General features: G+C 46.6%; 15 protein-coding genes and 1 rRNA gene. 4 read left to right on the top strand and 12 right to left on the bottom strand.

Annotation, left to right across the window (positions count from 1 at the left end):
* From GQF01_RS01885 to GQF01_RS01870, 4 genes are all read right to left on the bottom strand, one after another.
* Positions 1-128, bottom strand: a 16S ribosomal RNA gene (locus GQF01_RS01885); the annotation flags it as partial.
* A gap of 467 nt (positions 129-595) precedes the next feature.
* Complete coding sequence (locus tag GQF01_RS01880; RefSeq protein ID WP_202555999.1) at positions 596-1117, bottom strand: GNAT family N-acetyltransferase; 522 nt, start codon at positions 1115-1117, stop codon at positions 596-598.
* A gap of 56 nt (positions 1118-1173) precedes the next feature.
* On the bottom strand, positions 1174-2004 hold the full coding sequence (locus tag GQF01_RS01875) for a putative protein N(5)-glutamine methyltransferase (RefSeq protein ID WP_161405200.1): 831 nt from the start codon (positions 2002-2004) through the stop codon (positions 1174-1176).
* A 183-nt stretch (positions 2005-2187) separates the two neighbouring features.
* Positions 2188-2547, bottom strand: a complete 360-nt coding sequence (locus GQF01_RS01870; RefSeq protein ID WP_161405199.1) for a DUF1304 domain-containing protein — start codon at positions 2545-2547, stop codon at positions 2188-2190.
* 166 nt (positions 2548-2713) lie between these two features.
* Between GQF01_RS01870 and GQF01_RS01865 the strand changes: the two genes are divergently transcribed.
* From GQF01_RS01865 to GQF01_RS01855, 3 genes are all read left to right on the top strand, one after another.
* Entirely contained in the window at positions 2714-4333 is a 1620-nt protein-coding gene (locus GQF01_RS01865) for an AraC family transcriptional regulator (protein WP_161405180.1), read from the top strand.
* 109 nt (positions 4334-4442) lie between these two features.
* Positions 4443-5447 carry an ABC transporter substrate-binding protein gene (locus tag GQF01_RS01860; RefSeq protein ID WP_161405179.1) on the top strand — a complete coding sequence of 335 codons (1005 nt, stop codon included), beginning with the start codon at positions 4443-4445 and terminating at the stop codon, positions 5445-5447.
* Positions 5447-6244 carry a (2Fe-2S)-binding protein gene (locus GQF01_RS01855; protein ID WP_161405178.1) on the top strand — a complete coding sequence of 266 codons (798 nt, stop codon included), beginning with the start codon at positions 5447-5449 and terminating at the stop codon, positions 6242-6244. Before GQF01_RS01860 ends, GQF01_RS01855 begins: the two co-directional genes overlap by 1 nt.
* 77 nt (positions 6245-6321) lie before the next feature.
* Here the strand turns inward: GQF01_RS01855 and GQF01_RS01850 are convergent, their stop codons facing one another.
* Complete coding sequence (locus GQF01_RS01850; RefSeq protein ID WP_161405177.1) at positions 6322-7368, bottom strand: LLM class flavin-dependent oxidoreductase; 1047 nt, start codon at positions 7366-7368, stop codon at positions 6322-6324.
* Positions 7369-7684: 316 nt separating this feature from the next.
* Here GQF01_RS01850 and GQF01_RS01845 point away from each other — a divergent pair, with 316 nt between their 5' ends.
* Positions 7685-7873: a sporulation protein Cse60 gene (locus GQF01_RS01845; RefSeq protein ID WP_328803378.1), complete on the top strand. Its 189-nt coding sequence runs from the start codon at positions 7685-7687 to the stop codon at positions 7871-7873.
* Positions 7874-8638: 765 nt separating this feature from the next.
* On the opposite strand, the gene GQF01_RS01840 is transcribed toward GQF01_RS01845, so the two are convergent.
* The 7 genes from GQF01_RS01840 to GQF01_RS01810 all read right to left on the bottom strand — a co-directional run bounded on the left by GQF01_RS01840 (position 8639) and on the right by GQF01_RS01810 (position 18280).
* Positions 8639-9835 (bottom strand): MFS transporter, encoded by a 1197-nt coding sequence (locus tag GQF01_RS01840; protein WP_161405175.1) that lies wholly within the window; start codon positions 9833-9835, stop codon positions 8639-8641.
* 271 nt (positions 9836-10106) lie between these two features.
* Positions 10107-11405, bottom strand: coding sequence for a purine/pyrimidine permease (locus GQF01_RS01835; RefSeq protein WP_161405174.1), 1299 nt, complete (start codon positions 11403-11405; stop codon positions 10107-10109).
* 10 nt (positions 11406-11415) lie between these two features.
* Positions 11416-12984, bottom strand: a complete 1569-nt coding sequence (locus tag GQF01_RS01830) for a glutathione ABC transporter substrate-binding protein (protein ID WP_161405173.1) — start codon at positions 12982-12984, stop codon at positions 11416-11418.
* Between the two features lie 227 nt (positions 12985-13211).
* Positions 13212-13745 carry an RICIN domain-containing protein gene (locus tag GQF01_RS01825; protein ID WP_161405172.1) on the bottom strand — a complete coding sequence of 178 codons (534 nt, stop codon included), beginning with the start codon at positions 13743-13745 and terminating at the stop codon, positions 13212-13214.
* 561 nt (positions 13746-14306) lie between these two features.
* Positions 14307-15524: an amidohydrolase family protein gene (locus GQF01_RS01820; RefSeq protein WP_161405198.1), complete on the bottom strand. Its 1218-nt coding sequence runs from the start codon at positions 15522-15524 to the stop codon at positions 14307-14309.
* Positions 15525-15572: 48 nt separating this feature from the next.
* Positions 15573-17057: an amidohydrolase family protein gene (locus tag GQF01_RS01815; protein ID WP_161405171.1), complete on the bottom strand. Its 1485-nt coding sequence runs from the start codon at positions 17055-17057 to the stop codon at positions 15573-15575.
* On the bottom strand, positions 17054-18280 hold the full coding sequence (locus GQF01_RS01810; protein ID WP_161405170.1) for an amidohydrolase: 1227 nt from the start codon (positions 18278-18280) through the stop codon (positions 17054-17056). The genes GQF01_RS01815 and GQF01_RS01810 overlap by 4 nt, the downstream gene beginning before the upstream one ends.
* Between the last annotated feature and the right edge of the window lie 110 nt (positions 18281-18390).

The following is an 18390-nucleotide window of genomic DNA, read 5'->3' as shown; positions in this document are numbered from 1 at the left end:
TCTTATAGGCAGGTTGCCTACGTGTTACTCACCCGTCCGCCGCTAAGCACCGAAGTGCTCCGCTCGACTTGCATGTATTAGGCACGCCGCCAGCGTTCGTCCTGAGCCAGGATCAAACTCTCCATAATAGTTGAACAATCGCTTGTCCTTTATTGAAAGCTGAAATGCTCATTGACTTGCTAGCGAGATTATTCATCTCATTATAGTCGATTACTCGACTGTGCTTACTCACTCGTTGTTCAGTTTTCAAAGATCAATTTACTTTCGTTCTCTGCCGTGTTACCGAAGCAGCGAGAAGTAATATACCATGTAAGAATTTCAATTGCAAGTGTTTTTTTTCAACCATTTTTCAAGTTCTCAACATGTGTAGTTTAACGATTAGTCTGACTATTTCATGCTGACCTATATAACTCGCTATATGAATTAAACTCGTTATTCATCCGCGTTAAATGGTGGATTTGCAATATACCATGGATTAAAAAGTATTACAACCTTTTGTTCAAAAAAACATTCTCTCATCTATTTACTCTGCATTTATTCCTTGCTCATCTAATCACTTTGCATTTATTCCCTCATTCTATCATTCACTCTTCATTCAAGCATCAAACTCAAGTCTCCAATCATTACAACGCATGAAGTTACCTGGAGGATATTCAAATTCGCAATCACTGATCAATTGAAAGTTGAGCTTTTGGCACACAGCGTTCGAAGCCGGGTTATGAATCGATGGGAAGGCATGCATACACGAATGCTTCTTCTCTACATTAGCGTTTGCAATAGCTGCTGCGACAGCTGCGGTTGCTATACCCCTGCCTTGGTAAGACGGCAGGACACTCCAACCAATCTCATATATGCTTTCTTCTTTATGATGGCTATCCCAGTAACCCACACTGCCGACCGTTTCATTGTCATGATGCAGCACAATACTATACATGCGGCCTGACCCCTTGCCTCCAATTTCTAGATACCGCTTATGGCGTCGAAGCAATTGTTCTTCCGTTTCAGGGCCACCGAGGTGCTCCATCATCTCAGGCGCATTAATCTTACGCAGCAGATCTAGATTCGATTCAGACCAAGGCTCTATTCTTACATGTGGCTTGTTCACTTGCTCTGCCATATCCATCACCTCAATGATTGCTTCTATAGAAGATATTCCATCCATCCATCCTGCGATCAACCCAAACTATCCTTCTCCCAAACACTACCAGAACATACGTTCCGTGTCAATCCAGGTCTCGTTCCAATAATGACCGTTGCATCCAAGTCATCCAATCTGGACACAGTGGGAATCAACCCGCTGCAAGCAAAAATCTCCACGGCTTGCGGCGCCTGCCGCTCGCTAACCTCAACCAACAAGTGGCCACCAGGCGCCAGCCATTGGGGTGCTTCAAGTGCAACACGCCGCTGTACATCAAGTCCGTCCACTCCCCCGTCAAGCGCTAGCCGCGCCTCATGGATACGGGCTTCCGAGGGAAGCAGTTCGATTGCACCTGTTGGCACGTAAGGCACGTTTGCGAGCAGGATGTCGACTTTATTACGGAGTCTCGCAGGCAGCGGTTCGAATAGGTCACCTTCGAATACTTCACCTCCGGCCGCCGTAATATTACGGCGAGCGCACTGCACCGCTGCGGGATCGATATCTACCGCGTATAGCTCTATTCCTTCTATTGTAGCAGCCAAGGCAGCACCCAGTGCACCTGACCCGCAGCACAGATCAACGACAATCGACCCTGACTTTGCCATTTCAGCGGCTCGGCGGACGAGAAATTCCGTGCGTGGACGGGGAATGAAGACACCTGGATCTACTTCTATACGAAGACCGTAGAATGCCATCCAACCAATGACGTGTTCAAGCGGATAACCTAAAGCTCGCTGCTCTACCATACCTGCTAGATCAACCGACTCTTTCGCCGCTGAAATAAGCATTCGAGCTTCATCTTCAGCGAACACGCACCCCGCATCACGAAGCCTGCTGACAATATGCTGATAAGTATTCATCTCCATAATCATTCACCGCGTTTCTTATTAACGATAAACTCATTTTATCCTTTGCACGGGTTGCATCACAGGTAGAATTCTTTTATAAGAAACTTATCCTACGATCGTTTAACTCATTGGAGAAGGCATGGCAAAAAGGCCCTGCACCTAACAGAACCTTCTTCTTTGACATGATTCAGCCATCTTTTCTTATAACAAAACAAATAGCAAAGCAATGACAGCCGGCAACCCTTGCGTGAGTAAAATCGATTTCTTAGCGGTTGCCCCGCCGTACAAAGCAGCAACAATAACACAGGCAAGGAAAAATAGTTGAATAGAGTGCCCGATCGACGGATCAGGATGAACAAGTCCCCATATAAGTCCAGCTGCCAGAAATCCATTGTACAACCCTTGATTCGCCGCCAGCGACTTAGTAGCCTCAGCTTGCTGCTTTGTCATGCCAAAAGCCTTCATTCCACGAGGGCTCGTCCACAAAAACATTTCCAAAACAAGGATGTATACATGTTCCAACGCCACTAATCCCACGAGTATAGATGCAATTATCGTAATTATAAGCTTATCCTCCTAACCTATTTGCTTTTTATAGATATATTATATTTTATTAACTTGAATTTCGATAGTTATCTCCATAAAATAATAATCCCAATAGGTAGCGAGCATTTATAATAAAGAAATAACTTAGCCTCCTCTGTCTTGCAAGAAAGGAAAATGTGCCATGAGCGATAGACATTCAGCCGTGCTGCTTGAAGATTTATTTTTCTCATCGATTCGGATGTATCATTGCGAGAACCCGGATGGACTCCTGTTTAGCAAAAGAACGGTCCAAAAATATGCGATTTGCTTAATCACAAATGGCAAAGGTGTGCTCACAATCAATGAATTTACCCATACAGCAAAAAAAGGAGATCTCTTCCTCCTGCTTCCCGGCATGATTGTCGAAGGTGCAACACAAGCGCTGGACTCAATCCACTATTCGATTATCTTCTTCTCGTGCCTGCAAATGAAGAAACATCACAAAATATGGAGCATGGAACTCCCCCATTTTCCAGTCAGCGGTAAGCTTCCGCTCTCTTTGGACGATCGTGCTGTGAAAGAAAGAATCGAGGGAATCATGCTAGCAGCTGGCAAGAATCCCCAAACTCACGAAAAGATCGCTATGAAACATCAGTTGCACAGCCTGCTCATTACGCTGATGACTCCCCCCCATTCACATGAGCAGGAACCTGAGACACTAATCGGAATGGATTATGTGCTGGCTTTTATTAGTGAGAACTACATGAAAGAACTCAAAATTGGTCAGTTAGCCAAAATGGCCGGCTATAGCATCAATCATTTTACAAGAACCTTTAAGAATCGCATGAACATGACTCCGACGGAGTATTTTCTACAGCAGCGTATTAGAAAAGCCAAGCAACTGCTCTTTTCTTCCGTGAAAATGAAAGAAGTCGCTGAACTGGTGGGCTATAAGGACGAGCATTATTTCAGCCGGGCCTTCAAGAAAGAGGAAGGTGTGGCGCCTACCCTGTATATGAAAGATAAGAGCCGCCGGATCGCCGCTTTGTACTACGGACTTGATGATTATTTAATGACGCTGGGACTTCATCCAGTTGCTGTTCTATCCTATCAAGAGCGGGTAACCCGAAACGATCCTGTTCCAACATTTGAAGCATTTAGCCAAGAGGCCGTTCGTCTCGAAAGCATACAACTGAATTACGATAGACTGATTCAAACCAAGCCTGACCTGATTTTGACAAGCGATCGTTTGGACGTGGACACGGTGTTGAAGCATATCGCCCCCACCATCGTGCTGAAGCATTCCAACGATTATGACAAAATGCTGACCTATCTTGCTGCCATATTAGGGAAAGAATCGCAAGCCGCGTCATGGAAGGACATGTATGCAGAACGCAAACATTCGCTGCAAAAGAAAATAAAAGAAAAATGGGGTAAACAGACAGCATATTATATGAGAGTCAGCGCTGGGTTCTATCGTATCTATGGCGCCCTCAACCAGACAGGGACTCTGCTCCATCATGACCTTGGTCTGATGCTTCCAACCGGCTACCCGCGTAAGGAATGGGCTATAGATTTTCAGTTGCACGACCTAAAGCTGTTTAATCCGGATCATATTTTCTTAATGACGGATCCTACAGAAGGTGCTCGGGAGCGACTGCAGCAGCTATGTTCATCTGAGGAATGGCTGACTCTAGAAGCTGTGAGAGATCGTCAAGTCTATGACGCAAGCGATTTACTTTTTAAAGCATTAGGTCCGACTGGGAGACTCTGGGCAATGAATCAGATCGCAGAGCAGTTGCAGATTGATAGGGTGAAATAGTTCAAGGGAAAATAGGGAGATAATCCATTGAGTCGGCTCGAACGTTTCCTTACAATGATAATGATTATTATTATTATTATTATTATTTAGGGAAGAGGAATGATTACATATGTTTAAGAACAAATATATGGGATGCATCATGGCCATCATCATAGTGCTTGTATTGTCAGCTTGCGGTACGGATAAGGGGGCAGTTCAACAAGGGCAAACGATAGCAAGTCCCACACCCGCTCCAACTGCAGCAACTACAACTAGTGATAAGACTACGAGAAGCATAACCCATCTGAAAGGCACGACCGTTATCCCTGCCAAGATTAATAAGATTGTTGTTCTCTCAGCAGCTTATATCGATCACTTACTGACGATTGGAGAAAAGCCGGCTGGTGTCAACAACGAAGTCCGTTACGGTGGGGACTATCTTCCTTATCTATCTAAGCAGTTGCAAGGAGTTACGCTTGTTGGCTCTGCAGACAAACCTAATCTAGAAGCTATCCTGCAAATCAAGCCGGACGTAATTCTCATTGAGAGTCGCACCGCTGCATCAACCTATGAACAACTTCAGAAAATTGCCCCGACCATTGTGATGGGTAACGAGTGGCAGGAGTATGAGAGCGACGTTCATTTTTGGCAAAAAGATTTATTGATGATCGCTGAAATGTATGACAAGGTCGATGCAGCCAAAGCCAAAATAGCGGAACTTGAGGTAAAGGTATCCAAAGCACGTGAGCAGATTAAAACTTTGAGCAATAAGAATCTAGCTTACCTGCGCGTTAGAGAAAAAAATCTTCAGCTTTATGCGCAAAATGGACATCCGACCGATGTATTGCTCTACAATGACCTTGGATTTATGCCGACTGCGCTTACTCCTAAAGATAAACGCATTGATTTGTCTATGGAAAAAATTCCTGACATCCAGGCCGATTATGTTTTACTAGAGACCGACCCTAACGCCAGCGACTTTTTGAAAAATCTAAAAGCTAGCCCGCTATGGAAAAGTACTCCGGCGGTTATGACGAATCAAATATTTGAAACAGACTCCTTCTGGCTATTCAAAGGTTGGGGTGTCATTGGTCGCGGGGAAATTATCGATGAAATTTTGAAAATAATTAAGTAATGACAACTATTGCCGGCACCGGCGAGGACGAATTCACTTCTTCCCTGCAGAAATATTTCGTTACTTCGCTTCGTAGCACGAAGAAATCGTCTTATCCTTATTCAGCAGCGGATCTTATGGAGCCGTCTACTCTCGCTCCCATCCTCGCCCAGCAGTCTGCCCTGTTGGGAAATGCTGAAAAGCTCGTCGTAGGCACCTTATTCGCCAAACGATTTTCGGTCTTCATTATGGGGCTTATCGCTGCGGCCAGTCTCCATGATACTTTGTTATCCGCTGCGCCTAACCACATCCGTTTCAGATTGACACAGGGCGGAGCCATGGCTTATGAGACCGAAATCGCGGATGCCTCTCTGCTGCCAGCGTTATGTACGGAGGAGCGTGTGCTCCTCTTCCAAGATTATGTCATGCGTCTGCAAAATCATGTTGAGGCCCTCTTCCAGGCCGTAGCCCTGCACACAAGTACGAATATCAAGGTCATGTGGACGCTGGTCTCACATAATCTGCAGCAGCTTTATGTCCGGCTGGAAGCGGATCAGGAGCAGTGGCGTACTTCCGAGCGATTGGAGCTTATAAGGCGAGATCGCGCTGTCTTGTTTGAACCCCTTGACGGCAATCGATTAGGGGTTCAGCTCCGCATATTCGAACATCCGGATTGGCATGGACCACGCTTTTATTTACGTCGCCATTGCTGCTTAGCTTATCAAATCGACCATGGAACAGTGGCACCTGATTACTGCACGACCTGTCCCAAATTAACTGCTGAAGATAGGTTGCAGCTACTGCGAAATAACGAGTAAGCAGAATAGAGAAACACTCCAATGATAGCCATAAGATGCCCTCATTGGAGTGTTTTTTAATTATTCATATGGAATGCTTATTTAGCTTCCAATTTAGCGATCTGTTCCCGAACTCGCGGCGCGACTTCTGTCCCCAGCAGTTCAATGGCTTTCATGACTTCATCATGCGGCATTGTGCCGACAGGTAAATGTAAGAAGAACCGTGAGAAACCTAAATGTTTGCTCATGTGAACGATTTTATTGGCCACCGTTTCGGGATCTCCTACATAAAGCGCACCTTCCAGGCTGCGGGATGCATCGAATTGTGCACGGCTGTAATGTCCCCAACCGCGCTCTTTGCCAAACATGTTCATCGAAGCCTGCGTAGGCGGAAAGAAGCGATCCACCGCAAGCGAGGTGCTCTCGGCAACGAAACCAAGTGAGTGTACAGCCACAGGTAATTTCGATGCATCATGTCCTGCACGAGTAGCGGCTTCTTTATAGAGCTTCACGATGGGAGCGAATTGGACCGGACTCCCGCCAATGATCGCCAAAACCAACGGCAATCCTAGTACACCTGCGCGGATAGCTGACTCTGGGTTCCCCCCACTGCCAATCCACACGGGTAGAGGCGTCTGAACTGGACGTGGATAAATACCTAAATTCGTAAAAGCGGGGCGATGCCCACCTTTCCATGACACTTTCTCCGATTCCCTTAATTTCAAGAATAGTTCCAGTTTCTCCTCGAAAAGCTCTTCGTAGTCATTCAAATTATAACCAAACAATGGAAATGCATCGACCATGGAACCTCGACCCACAATAATCTCTGCACGACCATTGGAAATACCATCGAGTGTTGCAAATTCCTGAAACACACGGACTGGATCAGCAGCAGAAAGCACGGTAACCGAACTGGTTAAACGTATCTTTTTGGTAACAGCGGCCCCGGCCGCCAGCACCACGACAGAAGCGGAATCCCCAAATTCCTTGCGATGATGCTCGCCTACTCCAAATATATCGAGCCCAACCTGATCGGCGAGGGCAATTTCTTCTACAACCTGACGCAATCTCTCCGCATGACTTATCGTCTTCCCTGTATGAACATCCGGCGTCGTTTCGACAAATGTATCTACTCCTATTTCCACTTTCAAATCCCCCTATCTATCGTAAAAAATCGAATTCTCTCTTCTTATCCTCAAAGTATTTATCCTAACATTAGAAATTATAATATTAATATAATAGAGTCGTCAACCTAGTGTTAGAATTTGGAGCGGCAATATCCTCTAATTCCACTAGGCATTATCAGCTCAACTATCCAAACTGCGCCTGATTGACAGCGTTTACTTTCAGTGGTATGGTCAGAGGAATACGCAAGGCATTCCACGTCTAAATCGGAATGTCTTGTTGTATTTCGTCCTTTTTTACATTTCATGTATTTATTTATGAAAGGAGGTTTTGAAAGTGATTCAAGTGAAAGAATTTTTGGACACAGATTCATCCTACGCAGAGTCAAGAGCTAATCAATTTCTGACTGAACTATCGGATGATCAGGTGATTAACGTATGCTACGGCTCTATTCTGAAGACAGGGAAACATGATACTGGACTCCAACGAAGTTCCATCCTTGTTGTTTATAGGACAAAAGAATAACTGCCGATTTTCCTGCGTTTTATCAACTATTAATGAGGTACTGATATGAAATCAAAAATTGAAACTTTCTTTAAGTTAATCTCATTGGTATCCATACTTTTTCTCGCAGGAATATTGGTATATGTCATCTTACGCGATATCTGAATTCCCAGTAATGATGCCACGAAGAGGTTTTCACAAGCATAAGCTTTATTTTTTGAAAATGTAGGGAGGTTCGCAAAATGAACATGTATGGGCATTGTCGGCTAATTATATCTGGTAGAATTTACGATGAACCATAGAGTAATGTCTGAAATTTAGGCTGTAAAAGGATAGACTTCGTTGATAAGGAACTACAGGTCACTATTCTGCGTGGAATCAATCAATTAAAGACTGTAGTTTCCGTTTCAAGTGGAGGTCAATTCTGGCTCAAGTCCTGGTATAACCGCGATGGGGGACTGGAGGAGGATGCGGCGAGCGGGGGTTAGCGCGGGCTGATTGGTGAGCGGCGATTGGTGGGATTCAGGTATGTCAGTTATGTGCTAACGGACTTGGATGACGCTATTTGCTGCTTTTGGGATAGGATTCGAATCTAACGGTCTCACATGACGCTAATCGCCAAGAAATGGCCCTAAAACAACTGAAAACCAATAGATAACGGCTCCTCGGTCCGCTAGCTTCTCCAATCTAACCAAAAAGTCAAAATAACGGCTGCTGAGTCCGTAAAATAGTGTCACCACCTTGGGGCAATTCTTTTAGCAAATAACCTCGCTAAATGAATTGCCCTTATTTTATAATACGGTTTACTTTCTCTGTGCTCATCATCATCAAAACAATAAAAGCCAGCACTACGAATGGGAACAAATTGATGGTCGTCTGTGTAGCAAGTACTCCAAAGAGCGGCGGTAAAAACGTGGATCCCGTATACGCGACCGCCATCTGAAATCCCATTAACTTGGCGGAATTTTCGCTACCGAAGCGATAAGGCGTTTCATGCAGCAGGCCAGGGTAGATGGGAGCAAGCCCGATGCCAATTAAAATAAGTCCAACCAAGAAAACTTGAGGCTGCGGAAGCAGCACTATGACCCCACCCACAATGGCAATGATCTGACTGCACCGAATCAAGACACGATTGTGGACTTTCATAGTAATGAACCCTGTAATCAGTCTTCCGATCGTTATTCCGCCATAGTATAAAGATATCCACCCTGCAGCTGTCTCGGCTGTCATGTTTCTTGCACCGACCAGATAGCTGGCTCCCCATAAACCTGCCGTAGATTCTACCCCGCAATAGAACAAAAAAGCGATAAGGGTCTGTTTAACACCTTTAATTTGAAGCACGCTGGCTTTGGAACTAGCCGCAGGTTGTATCAACTCTCCGGGCTTCTCTTGTGAAACCTTGCTGTTGAGACCCCCAGCCTCCCTGCTAACCGCGACACGTTTCCATAAGGGGAGCGTAACAAACAGTACAATAGCGAGCGTGAACTGAATCATAGATACCGTTGTATAACCATCTCTCCATGAGTTGTGTTCAGCAATATAAAATGACATGATAATAGGTCCGAGAGTTGCCCCTACACCCCAAAAACAGTGCAGCCAGTTCATGTGATGGGCTTTATAATTTTCAGCCACATAATGATTTAGTGCCGCGTCAATCGCGCCTCCGCCTAGACCCAGAGGAATGGCCAAAACGACAAGCCAGATCATCGAAGGTGCCATTGAGAACCCAAGCAGCGCTCCTGCAGTAAGGCAGCAACTGATCAGAGTAATATTGCCCGTACCCGCTCGCTGAACCAAACGCCCACTTGCCAGACTGGATACGATGGTTCCTCCTGCCACAATCATCGACAAGATCCCAGCGAAGCCAAAGGAAGCACCGATGTCAGGTCGTATCACGGGCCACGCCGATCCCAGCAAGGAGTCTGGAATTCCTAGGCTAATAAATGACAAATAGATAACAATTAAAAACATGGTTGCCATCATTCCACCCCTTCTTCTTTGAAATCTTCATCACCTGTATAGCGGATTTCTCCGCGGCGATAATACTTATTAAATCATTTTAATAAGTTTAGATCATCTTATCAGAAGCTGCATGTAAGGGCAATACGAGATTTAGTTGTACTCGATTGCGATGACCGGACAACGTTTCGCTGTGCCAAGTACGCAGGTCGTTGTCAACGCAAAAAAATTGCCGTAGCTCCAGCCTTACAGCTAAGATAACGACAATTTTTCAATAACGCCAATGCTTAGGTACTCATGCTTGTTCAGCTTTCCATAGTTGTTCCAGCAAGATTACGATCATCGTTCCTACCAGCAGTCCATTGCTAAGTACATATTGCAGGATAGAAGGAAGTCCCTGGAATGCTGTCGACGGTAGAAACATAAGTCCGATGCTAATCAGCAGCGTGATGCCCAGAATAGTCAGTCGGCGTTGATCCAGTGTTTCCCTCAGAATTGACTGAAAAGCGATGCCGATCATTTGGACAAAAGATGCCAGTAAGGCCGCCGTAGCGATTGGCCCTGGGAGCAGCGCCAGGAAGTTAACGATAACCGGAACTAATGAAATGCCTGATAGAGCCAGGCAAGCGACAAGGAACGGACGAATTCGGGTCTGTTCGGTTAGTCGAATAAAGCCCGCGGAAACCGGTAGTGGAACGACGCCAATCGCCGAGAACAAAGCACATAACAGATGAGAAATGCCTCCGACGATTCCGCCGCGATTCAGCGTCTCTTTCAATTGCCTCGGAGCTTCCGGCACGACTTGGCTAACAGCGGAAACTGCAGCAATCGTATTAGAGACTAAAATAAATGTAAACAGAATCGCCGTTATGATAATACCGGCATTGAACTGCGGGTTCCCCCATGCAAAAATGTCCGGTAGCTTGACCCAAGATTCGTTCGTGCTAAGTGTACTTGAGCTTTTTCCTAATAGAGTATACAGCAGCCAGCCGGATAAGATCCCGATTAACACGGCATAATTTTTGATCCAACCTTTGCCTCTGACAGATAGAAGGATGACGAGAATAAAGACACCGAATGATATCGCTGCGGTTCCATAATCGGGAAGGGATGCCTCCCCTTGTAAAGCGATCATGCCTTTCATGAAAACGCCGCTAAGTTGTAGTGCTAAGATCAAAAGAAAAGAACCAGTAACCAAAGGGGTGAACAGAAAGAGAAGTCGATAGAAATACCCGCTCAAGCCGAGAAGAAGGAGAAGTACACCTGCAATAATGAATCCACCCTCCAAAATTTGCAGCGTTTCCTTCAGGCTTTGCCCCTGTCTGACTGCTACGTCGGCCAAAATCACAAACACACTGACCCATGAACCTGCAGGCCCATCTGCAATCGGATACCGATGCCCCAGCCATCCTTGGATGAAAGAACTCAAGCCAACGACCAGAAATGTTCTCTGCATTAGCGTCGATACTTCCTCCATCGACAAGTGAAAAATACCGCCGATCACGATAGGTAGTGCAACAGAGTTGGCCAGCAGGAAAATAAACCATTGAAAGGTGCTTAAGCTGCCGTAGAACCGGCGATTTTGTGTTTCCATTATACTTCCTTTACTTTACAGTAACATCGTTTAGCATGAGATATCCGATTGGATTTAACGTGAATCCTTTGACATTTTTAGCCGTTACTGCTACATGATCAATTGTTCGAATTGGAATTAAGGGACTTTCCTTCATTTCAATATCTTGTGCTTTCGCGTAAATCGCCTTACGTTTCTCCACATCTTTCTCGCGACGACCGTCCTCGATTAACTTGTCCACTTCCGCATTCGTATAGAAAGCAAGGTTGCCTTTGCTTCCGTGGGAAGCGCTGTGGAACACATTATACTGATTGTAATCCGCATCGCCGGTCGCATTCCCCCAACCACCGATAAACAAATTGTGTTCGCCTTTGCCCGTGATATCCAGATAAGCACCATACTCCATCACTTTGATTTCGAGGTCGATGCCAATCCCTTTCAACTGAGATTGAACTACTTCTGCCAGGTTAATGCGCTCTTTTCTATCATCTGTCACGATAGACGTTTTAAATCCATTCGGGAAACCAGCCTCAGCAAGCAGCTCTTTCGCCTTGTTGATGTTGTACGTATACTCGGCCAAATTAGGATTAAAACCTATCATCTTAGGAGAAAGAGCCGAGATTGCTTTGCTGCCCACGCCGTTATAAACGCCTTTGATAATGGAGTCCTTTTCAATGGCATAAGCGAATGCTTGGCGAACGCGCGCATCATCGAAAGGTTTTTTCTTCACATTAAACCCGATGTATTCTACCCCAAGCCCTTCGGTGCGAGCCAAGGTCATGGACGTTGAATTTTTCACGCGGTCTAATTCGGTTACTGGCAGTTGATCGCTAATCTGAACCTCTCCCGATTCCACCATGGCAACCCGCGTAGTATCCTCCGGTACTACTTTATAAACAACCTTATCTACCTTCGGAATCTCTCCCCAGTAGCTATCATTTTTGACAAGCACCATCTCTTGCCCAGGTGTCCATGACTGGAATTTGAACGGCCCCGTGCCAATTGGGTTCTTCGACAGCTTGTCCGCTTGCTCCGCAATAGCTTTGGGACTAAGGATACTGCCTTCCGTGCTGGCAAGAATGGACAGAATTGGCGCATAGGGATAGGACAGAATGAACTGTACGGTATAGTCATCTACAGCCTTCACTTCTTTGACCATGGCGAAATTGCTTGCTCTTGGCGAATTTACCTTGGGATCCAGCGCACGCTCCATGGTTTTCTTGACCGCTTCTGCCGTGAACGGTGTTCCATCGTGGAACTTCACACCCTGACGCAGCTTGAACTCCCAAGTTAAGTCATCTACTTGCTTCCATTCTGAGGCTAGCGCAGGCTTGTACTCCATATTTTTATCTGTCATGAGTAAGCCTTCGTAGACTTTACCATAGATGTAGTTCGCTGAAGGAATGTTTGTAATAAATTGCGGATCCAGGTTGTTCGCGTCCGCTTTTCTTGCGATGGTCAGCGTGCCGCCTGCTTGGGAAGCACCCGTCGCTTTCCCAGTATCAGTTGTTGAATCAGGTGAAGAGGAGCATCCGGCCAACACCGACATACCTGCAAGAGATATCGCGAGAAAGCCGCCCAGAATAAGTTTTCTTTTCATTGTATAAACCCTCCTATTTCGATCGTTTATCATAGAACCTAAAAGCGCTAACAATTCATGCTTCATGCAAAATCCGCTTTACGAATGAATGGTCCTCTTAGTTAGATAATAAATAATTTTCAGATTATTTAGTTTCACAATCTTTACTTGTATTTACATAATCTTTACTTCTTTTCGTTGAATAAATAAAAAAACCGTCAAGTTTACCTACCTTGACGGTTTTTTCGTTAGGATAATAAATACCAGTGCTGATTGTGGCCGCCATTATCATACCATTGAATGGCTTGCGCCCCATCGGAAGTCGATTGTCCCGACACATCCAATAGCTTGCCACTGCCTCGGTTTTTAATTTTGACGGGGTTATTTTCGCCGGTTGCGATAATTTCCCACTGTTGGTTCCATCCGTTATTGCTCGGCCATTGAATAACATTGGCTCCATCAGATGAAGATCCTCCGCTGACATCCAATAAATATCCACTGCCTACGTTTTTGATATGATAATATCCGTTTCCTAAATATTCGAGATACCATTTCTGATAATCTGCTTCTATATTCGTAAATTGTTGAATAAGCGCACCTTCCGCTTGTTTATCCCCTCCGCTGACGGACAGCGCCTTTAAGCTGCGTTCATTAATAAGTTTCAGAGCAACCGGTGTTCCAGATGCGTACGACGTCGAAGTTCCTGCGTATGACGATATAGACACAACTAACACTAGCAACAAAATCGTTATCAATCCGTACCTCATTAGAGATTGTTTCATGAAAGTGCACTCCTTTTTTACTTAATTAACTTGCGCCTGCGGAGTTTAAGAAGAAGTTCCATGTCTTACACGTTAATCACCTCCTAAACTAGGAAATCCCTAATCTCTCTCAATCTCATTAAATTCTTTATTTGGGATTAATTTCAATTTAATCCTACACTAGCAGCATCCCTCATTTCATTGATATTTTCGGGGTATTCCTTACTAGCATGACAAATATGATCATGGTTTTGGGAAAGTGCAAGGGAATAAAAAAGAAGCGTCAGCGATCAAATCGCCGACACTCTTTATGTGTTCTTGCTATGAGATATAGCTAACTGGAAATAATACCGTTAATTTGTTCAAATGAGCTAGTTTTATGGGATTATATGGAAATTTTTCCGCTATTCCAGCTAGTTTTCTCCAAAAGGGGGCAGCTGTGGCCGAATTAACTGGAGGAACTCCAGCTATTCTACCAAAACCCTCTCTCAGCCCCATTTTTAACGGTAGAAATTCCTGTTATATCGCTCCAAAAAAAGGCATATCCCCCCTCCGAATGAGAGAAAGCTATGCCTTTGGTCACTACAATGAACCGGAAACGACGTTTCCGCGATACAGCACCGCTTGACGCTCGGCTCTTCGCGCTACCGCTTCCGCCGAACAACTCGCGTGAACGAGAACCGCGCTTGCTTCATCGCCAACAGCCGGCCAGACGCGTGCGCCCTCCGCGGAAAGCGGAGTCTTGCCGCCTGTAATGAATCCGAGCGCCTGTGCAAGCGAACGCTCGTCACTCCAGCGGAATCGCTCCGCCAGGCGGCCGACTCTTTCCAAGCTGTCTCCTTGGCCGAAGGGGGACCAATGATCTGTGATGCTATCGTCGCCTAGTGAGACGGATACGCCTTTTTGCTTGAGGAGCGGAATCGGGATCGTCGCTCGGTTGATCGGCACGGTGGAGGTGATCGCGATACCCAGCTGAGCGAACAGCTCGGCCACTTCGCTTTGCAGCTCCACCGGAACGTCTGCTAGACCGAGGGCGTGACTGACGGTTACGCGCCCCTGCCAGCCCGCTTCCTCGGTTAGGGCAGCAAGCCTTTTGAAAGTGAATATGCCTAAATGACCGGGATCGTGAATGTGAACATCCACATCAGCATCCGCCTCTACAGCCAGCTCCATAATCGTGTTCAACGATTTCTCGATGTTCTGATCGACCGAGGCTGGATCTACGCCTCCCATGGATGTCGCTCCCATTCGCAGCGCTTCACGCGCCATTTGGGCTACATTGCTTCGCAGCAATCCGTGCTGAGGGAAGGCTACAATTTCGCCAGAGAGCTTGCCTGAAAATGTTTCAAAAGCTTGCAGAGTGGCTTCAAGATTCTTCAAGCCGATATAGGGATCAATGTTGCAATGGCTTCGGACGTGAGTCGTGCCGTTCTTCTGCAACAGCCCAAGCATCGCTTCCGCCCGCTCCCTGGCTGTCGGCAGCAGTTCAGTAAGCAGCGTTTCCTCTTCCTTTAAACGAGTGAAAATATTCACAGGCGGTGAACAAGCTTTCCACGGCCCACCGTAATACGTTTTATCGATGTGAATATGCATGTCACGGAATGCCGGAAGCAGAAGCAGATTCTTCGCGTCTTGCTTAGGCAGCTCGCTGTCTATGACTGTATCTGCAGCAACGATTTGCGTTATCTGCCCATCTTCGATGAGGAGATGACAAATCTCTGTCTCCGTTCCTGTGATTGTTCCATTTTCGCGGCTAAAGCCACTCTCCAAACGCACGTTAGTTAACCAATAAGTCGAAATCATACTCATGTTCGTTACATCCTTTCTCTCTGTTAATTTTGCAGTCCCTTACAGCAACTCAGGATCAAAACGTTTCTCATCCACATAAGCCCTAGCATGACCCCAGAAATATTGGGTCGGCTCCATATACTTCTGTAGCCCTGAGCGCTCAATTGTCCGCTTCGCTTCTTCATTCGCCTCATCAAGAGCAGTCAGTTCGTCAACGGTGAGCACTTTGCGATCTTCCATCACGATTTTCCCATTCACGATAACGTTGTCTACGTCGCTCGCTACGGCCTGATGGACCAACCGATGCACATACATATATTCAGGGGTCAAATGGGGCTGGCGCATGTTAACAGTAATCACATCCGCTTTCTTGCCTGCTTCCAACGATCCCAGTTCATCATCCCATCCTACACAGCGGGCCGCATCGATTGTGACCATTTCAAGCAGCTTGCCAGCAGGTAAATAATAGTAATCTTTGAGCGCTGCCTGATGAATCATCTGCGTCTTGCGCATTGCTTGAAACATGTCAAAACTGGCTGCCGGGGAGGTACCGTCCGTAGAAATCGCTACAGTAGCGCCCATCTCCATTAGTTCTGTAATTGGCGTTCGCGCATTCACTTGTCCGAACCCTGGCGCAGAGCTAATATTCGTTCCTGTTTCGGCCAAAATCCGCGCTTCATCAAATGAAATACCGCGGCAGTGCTGCAGATGCACATCAGGGCCAAGCAAAGCATTCTCTTTATCTTGAATCGCCAGATGAATCATGCCGCCAAAAGCATCCGAGTGAATCCGCGTCTTATATTTCCTGGCGATCTCACGAATCTTCTTCGCTTGATAACGATCATGATCCGTTAAGCCATATAACTGATCAGGCGGCGTCGGAGCGGACGGATTAACGGAAGTAACGATCACAAAAGGCGTGATGAAAGCGCGAATGTGATCGTCGTGCGCATGATGCAAGGCTTCGATCACTGACTCTGCACCTTTCAGCACCTCTTCGTAAGTCACTTCTCTGGTTACCCGTTTCCCATCCACCCAGCGGCTGAACGAATGCGGCCACGGTGGATTGCAAGGACCCGTACAGACGACTTCTCGTATCCCAACTTCGGAGTAAGCTTTGGCATGATTGAGCGCAAAGATCGGATCGTCCGAACGAGGCATGGAGCCGAGCACGCAGGCGCCTGTCGTGATCCCTGCCTTTAGTCGCTCAAGAGCGTTCAGCTTACCTTCGTAATACCAGAACTCATCCGTTACAAAATGCTTATACGTATGCGTCATGATCGGCATCCAGAAACTGATATTGTCCATGGCGATCGTCTTGAACATGGAATGACCGCCGTGACCATGGACGTCGATCAAACCAGGCAGGATGCAGTGATGATTGCAATCTATCGTTTTCTTCGCCTCATACTTCGCCAAGAGTTGCTCGGTGTCGGCAACTTCCAGAATTCTCCCATCGTGGATCGCCACAGCCCCATTCTCCAGAATGCGCCGCTCTTGATCCATGGTAATCACGACGCCATGAACGAGTAATAAATCGATCATGGCTGAAGTCCTCCTGCCACCAATGTCCCCCGGTAGAAGACAGCCTTGCGATCAGCTCTTCTCGCAACCGCCTCCGCTGTGGAAGCAGCGTCCACTAGCACCACGCTTGCCTCATCTCCGACATGTGGCCATGCACGTTTGCCATCTCGACCCAGCGGTGTATTGCCTCCCGTGATGAAACCAAGCGATTGCGACAAGGAGTACTCGTCAATCCAGCGGAAGCGTTCCGCTAAGCGGCCTGCTCGCTCCAAGATGTCCCCATTGCCGAAAGGCTGCCAAGTATCAAAGATATTATCGCAGCCCGCTGCAACAGCGACCCCTTTCTCATGCAAAAGCGGAACCGGTGGCAACGTTCTGCTATGCGGAGCGCTTGTGATGATCGTAATGCCTGCCTCAGCTAAAATAGCGGACAATTCTGCCGCCTCGCCAGCAGACACTTCCCCAAGAGCGAACGCGTGGCTGATCGCCACTCTTCCTTGCAAGCCTGCTTCCATCGTAAGCGCTGCCAACCGTCTCATTGTAAAAGTACCCAAATAATCCGGATCATGCAGATGTAAATCCACGCCTGCATTGGCCTCCACAGCCAGCTCCATCATCTGCTGCAACGAGGCTTCAACATCCCCATCTACCATTGCCGGATCGACGCCGCCGATCAGTGTTGCACCCTCACGAAGAGCTGCTCTAACGAGCTCCTTGGACTTGGATCGCAGTAAGCCATGCTGCGGAAAAGCGACTATTTCGTAAGAAAGCTTCCCCTCATACGTGTCGAGCGCTTGTTGCACGGCTTCCAAGTTGTGCAGTCCGACTTCTGGATAGATATCCACATGCGTCCGCACCTCCGTCGAGCCTGCCGCAAGCAGCGTATCCAGCAAGCTTTCTGCTCTCTCCTTAGTCGTAGTCGGCAGTGCAGGGAGTATCTGTTTCTCCAATTCGAAGCGTCCCATGATATTAGCTACAGGGATGACTGCACGCCACGCATCCCCGATTAACGTCTTATCCAAATGAACGTGCTTCTCAATAAATGATGGCAGCATAAGCAGATTCTTTCCGTCTTGCTTCGGTAGATCCGTTGCTAACGGTACATCAGCTGTAACGATTTCACGGATGATACCGCCCTCTATACGTAGATGACAAATTTCAGTCTCTGTCCCGGAGATCACGCCATTTTCGTATAAATAGCCGCTCTCCAGACGAACATTGGTTAACCAATAAGATGAACTCACGAATTGCTCACCCTTCCTTCCTTTTCCCAAAAATTCGGTGTGATTTGCTCGTACACCCTCAATTATAAAGAATATTCTGTGTTTTATTTTCACAATCTTTACTTCTATTT

The organism is Paenibacillus silvestris, from assembly GCF_009882985.1.
GTDB lineage: Bacteria > Bacillota > Bacilli > Paenibacillales > NBRC-103111 > Paenibacillus_E > Paenibacillus_E silvestris.
Note: the sequence above shows the minus strand (reverse complement) of the source record. Positions and strands in the feature narration are given on the sequence as shown.

Excerpts from the sequence above, each read along its gene's own strand:
- GQF01_RS01825 (WP_161405172.1), bottom strand. The coding sequence starts at position 13,745 with ATGAAACAATCTCTAATGAGGTACGGATTGATAACGATTTTGTTGCTA.
- GQF01_RS01855 (WP_161405178.1), top strand. The coding sequence starts at position 5,447 with ATGACAACTATTGCCGGCACCGGCGAGGACGAATTCACTTCTTCCCTG.
- GQF01_RS01875 (WP_161405200.1), bottom strand. The coding sequence starts at position 2,004 with ATGGAGATGAATACTTATCAGCATATTGTCAGCAGGCTTCGTGATGCG.
- GQF01_RS01840 (WP_161405175.1), bottom strand. The coding sequence starts at position 9,835 with ATGATGGCAACCATGTTTTTAATTGTTATCTATTTGTCATTTATTAGC.
- GQF01_RS01880 (WP_202555999.1), bottom strand. The coding sequence starts at position 1,117 with ATGGCAGAGCAAGTGAACAAGCCACATGTAAGAATAGAGCCTTGGTCT.
- GQF01_RS01835 (WP_161405174.1), bottom strand. The coding sequence starts at position 11,405 with ATGGAAACACAAAATCGCCGGTTCTACGGCAGCTTAAGCACCTTTCAA.
- GQF01_RS01860 (WP_161405179.1), top strand. The coding sequence starts at position 4,443 with ATGTTTAAGAACAAATATATGGGATGCATCATGGCCATCATCATAGTG.
- GQF01_RS01815 (WP_161405171.1), bottom strand. The coding sequence starts at position 17,057 with ATGATCGATTTATTACTCGTTCATGGCGTCGTGATTACCATGGATCAA.
- GQF01_RS01865 (WP_161405180.1), top strand. The coding sequence starts at position 2,714 with ATGAGCGATAGACATTCAGCCGTGCTGCTTGAAGATTTATTTTTCTCA.
- GQF01_RS01830 (WP_161405173.1), bottom strand. The coding sequence starts at position 12,984 with ATGAAAAGAAAACTTATTCTGGGCGGCTTTCTCGCGATATCTCTTGCA.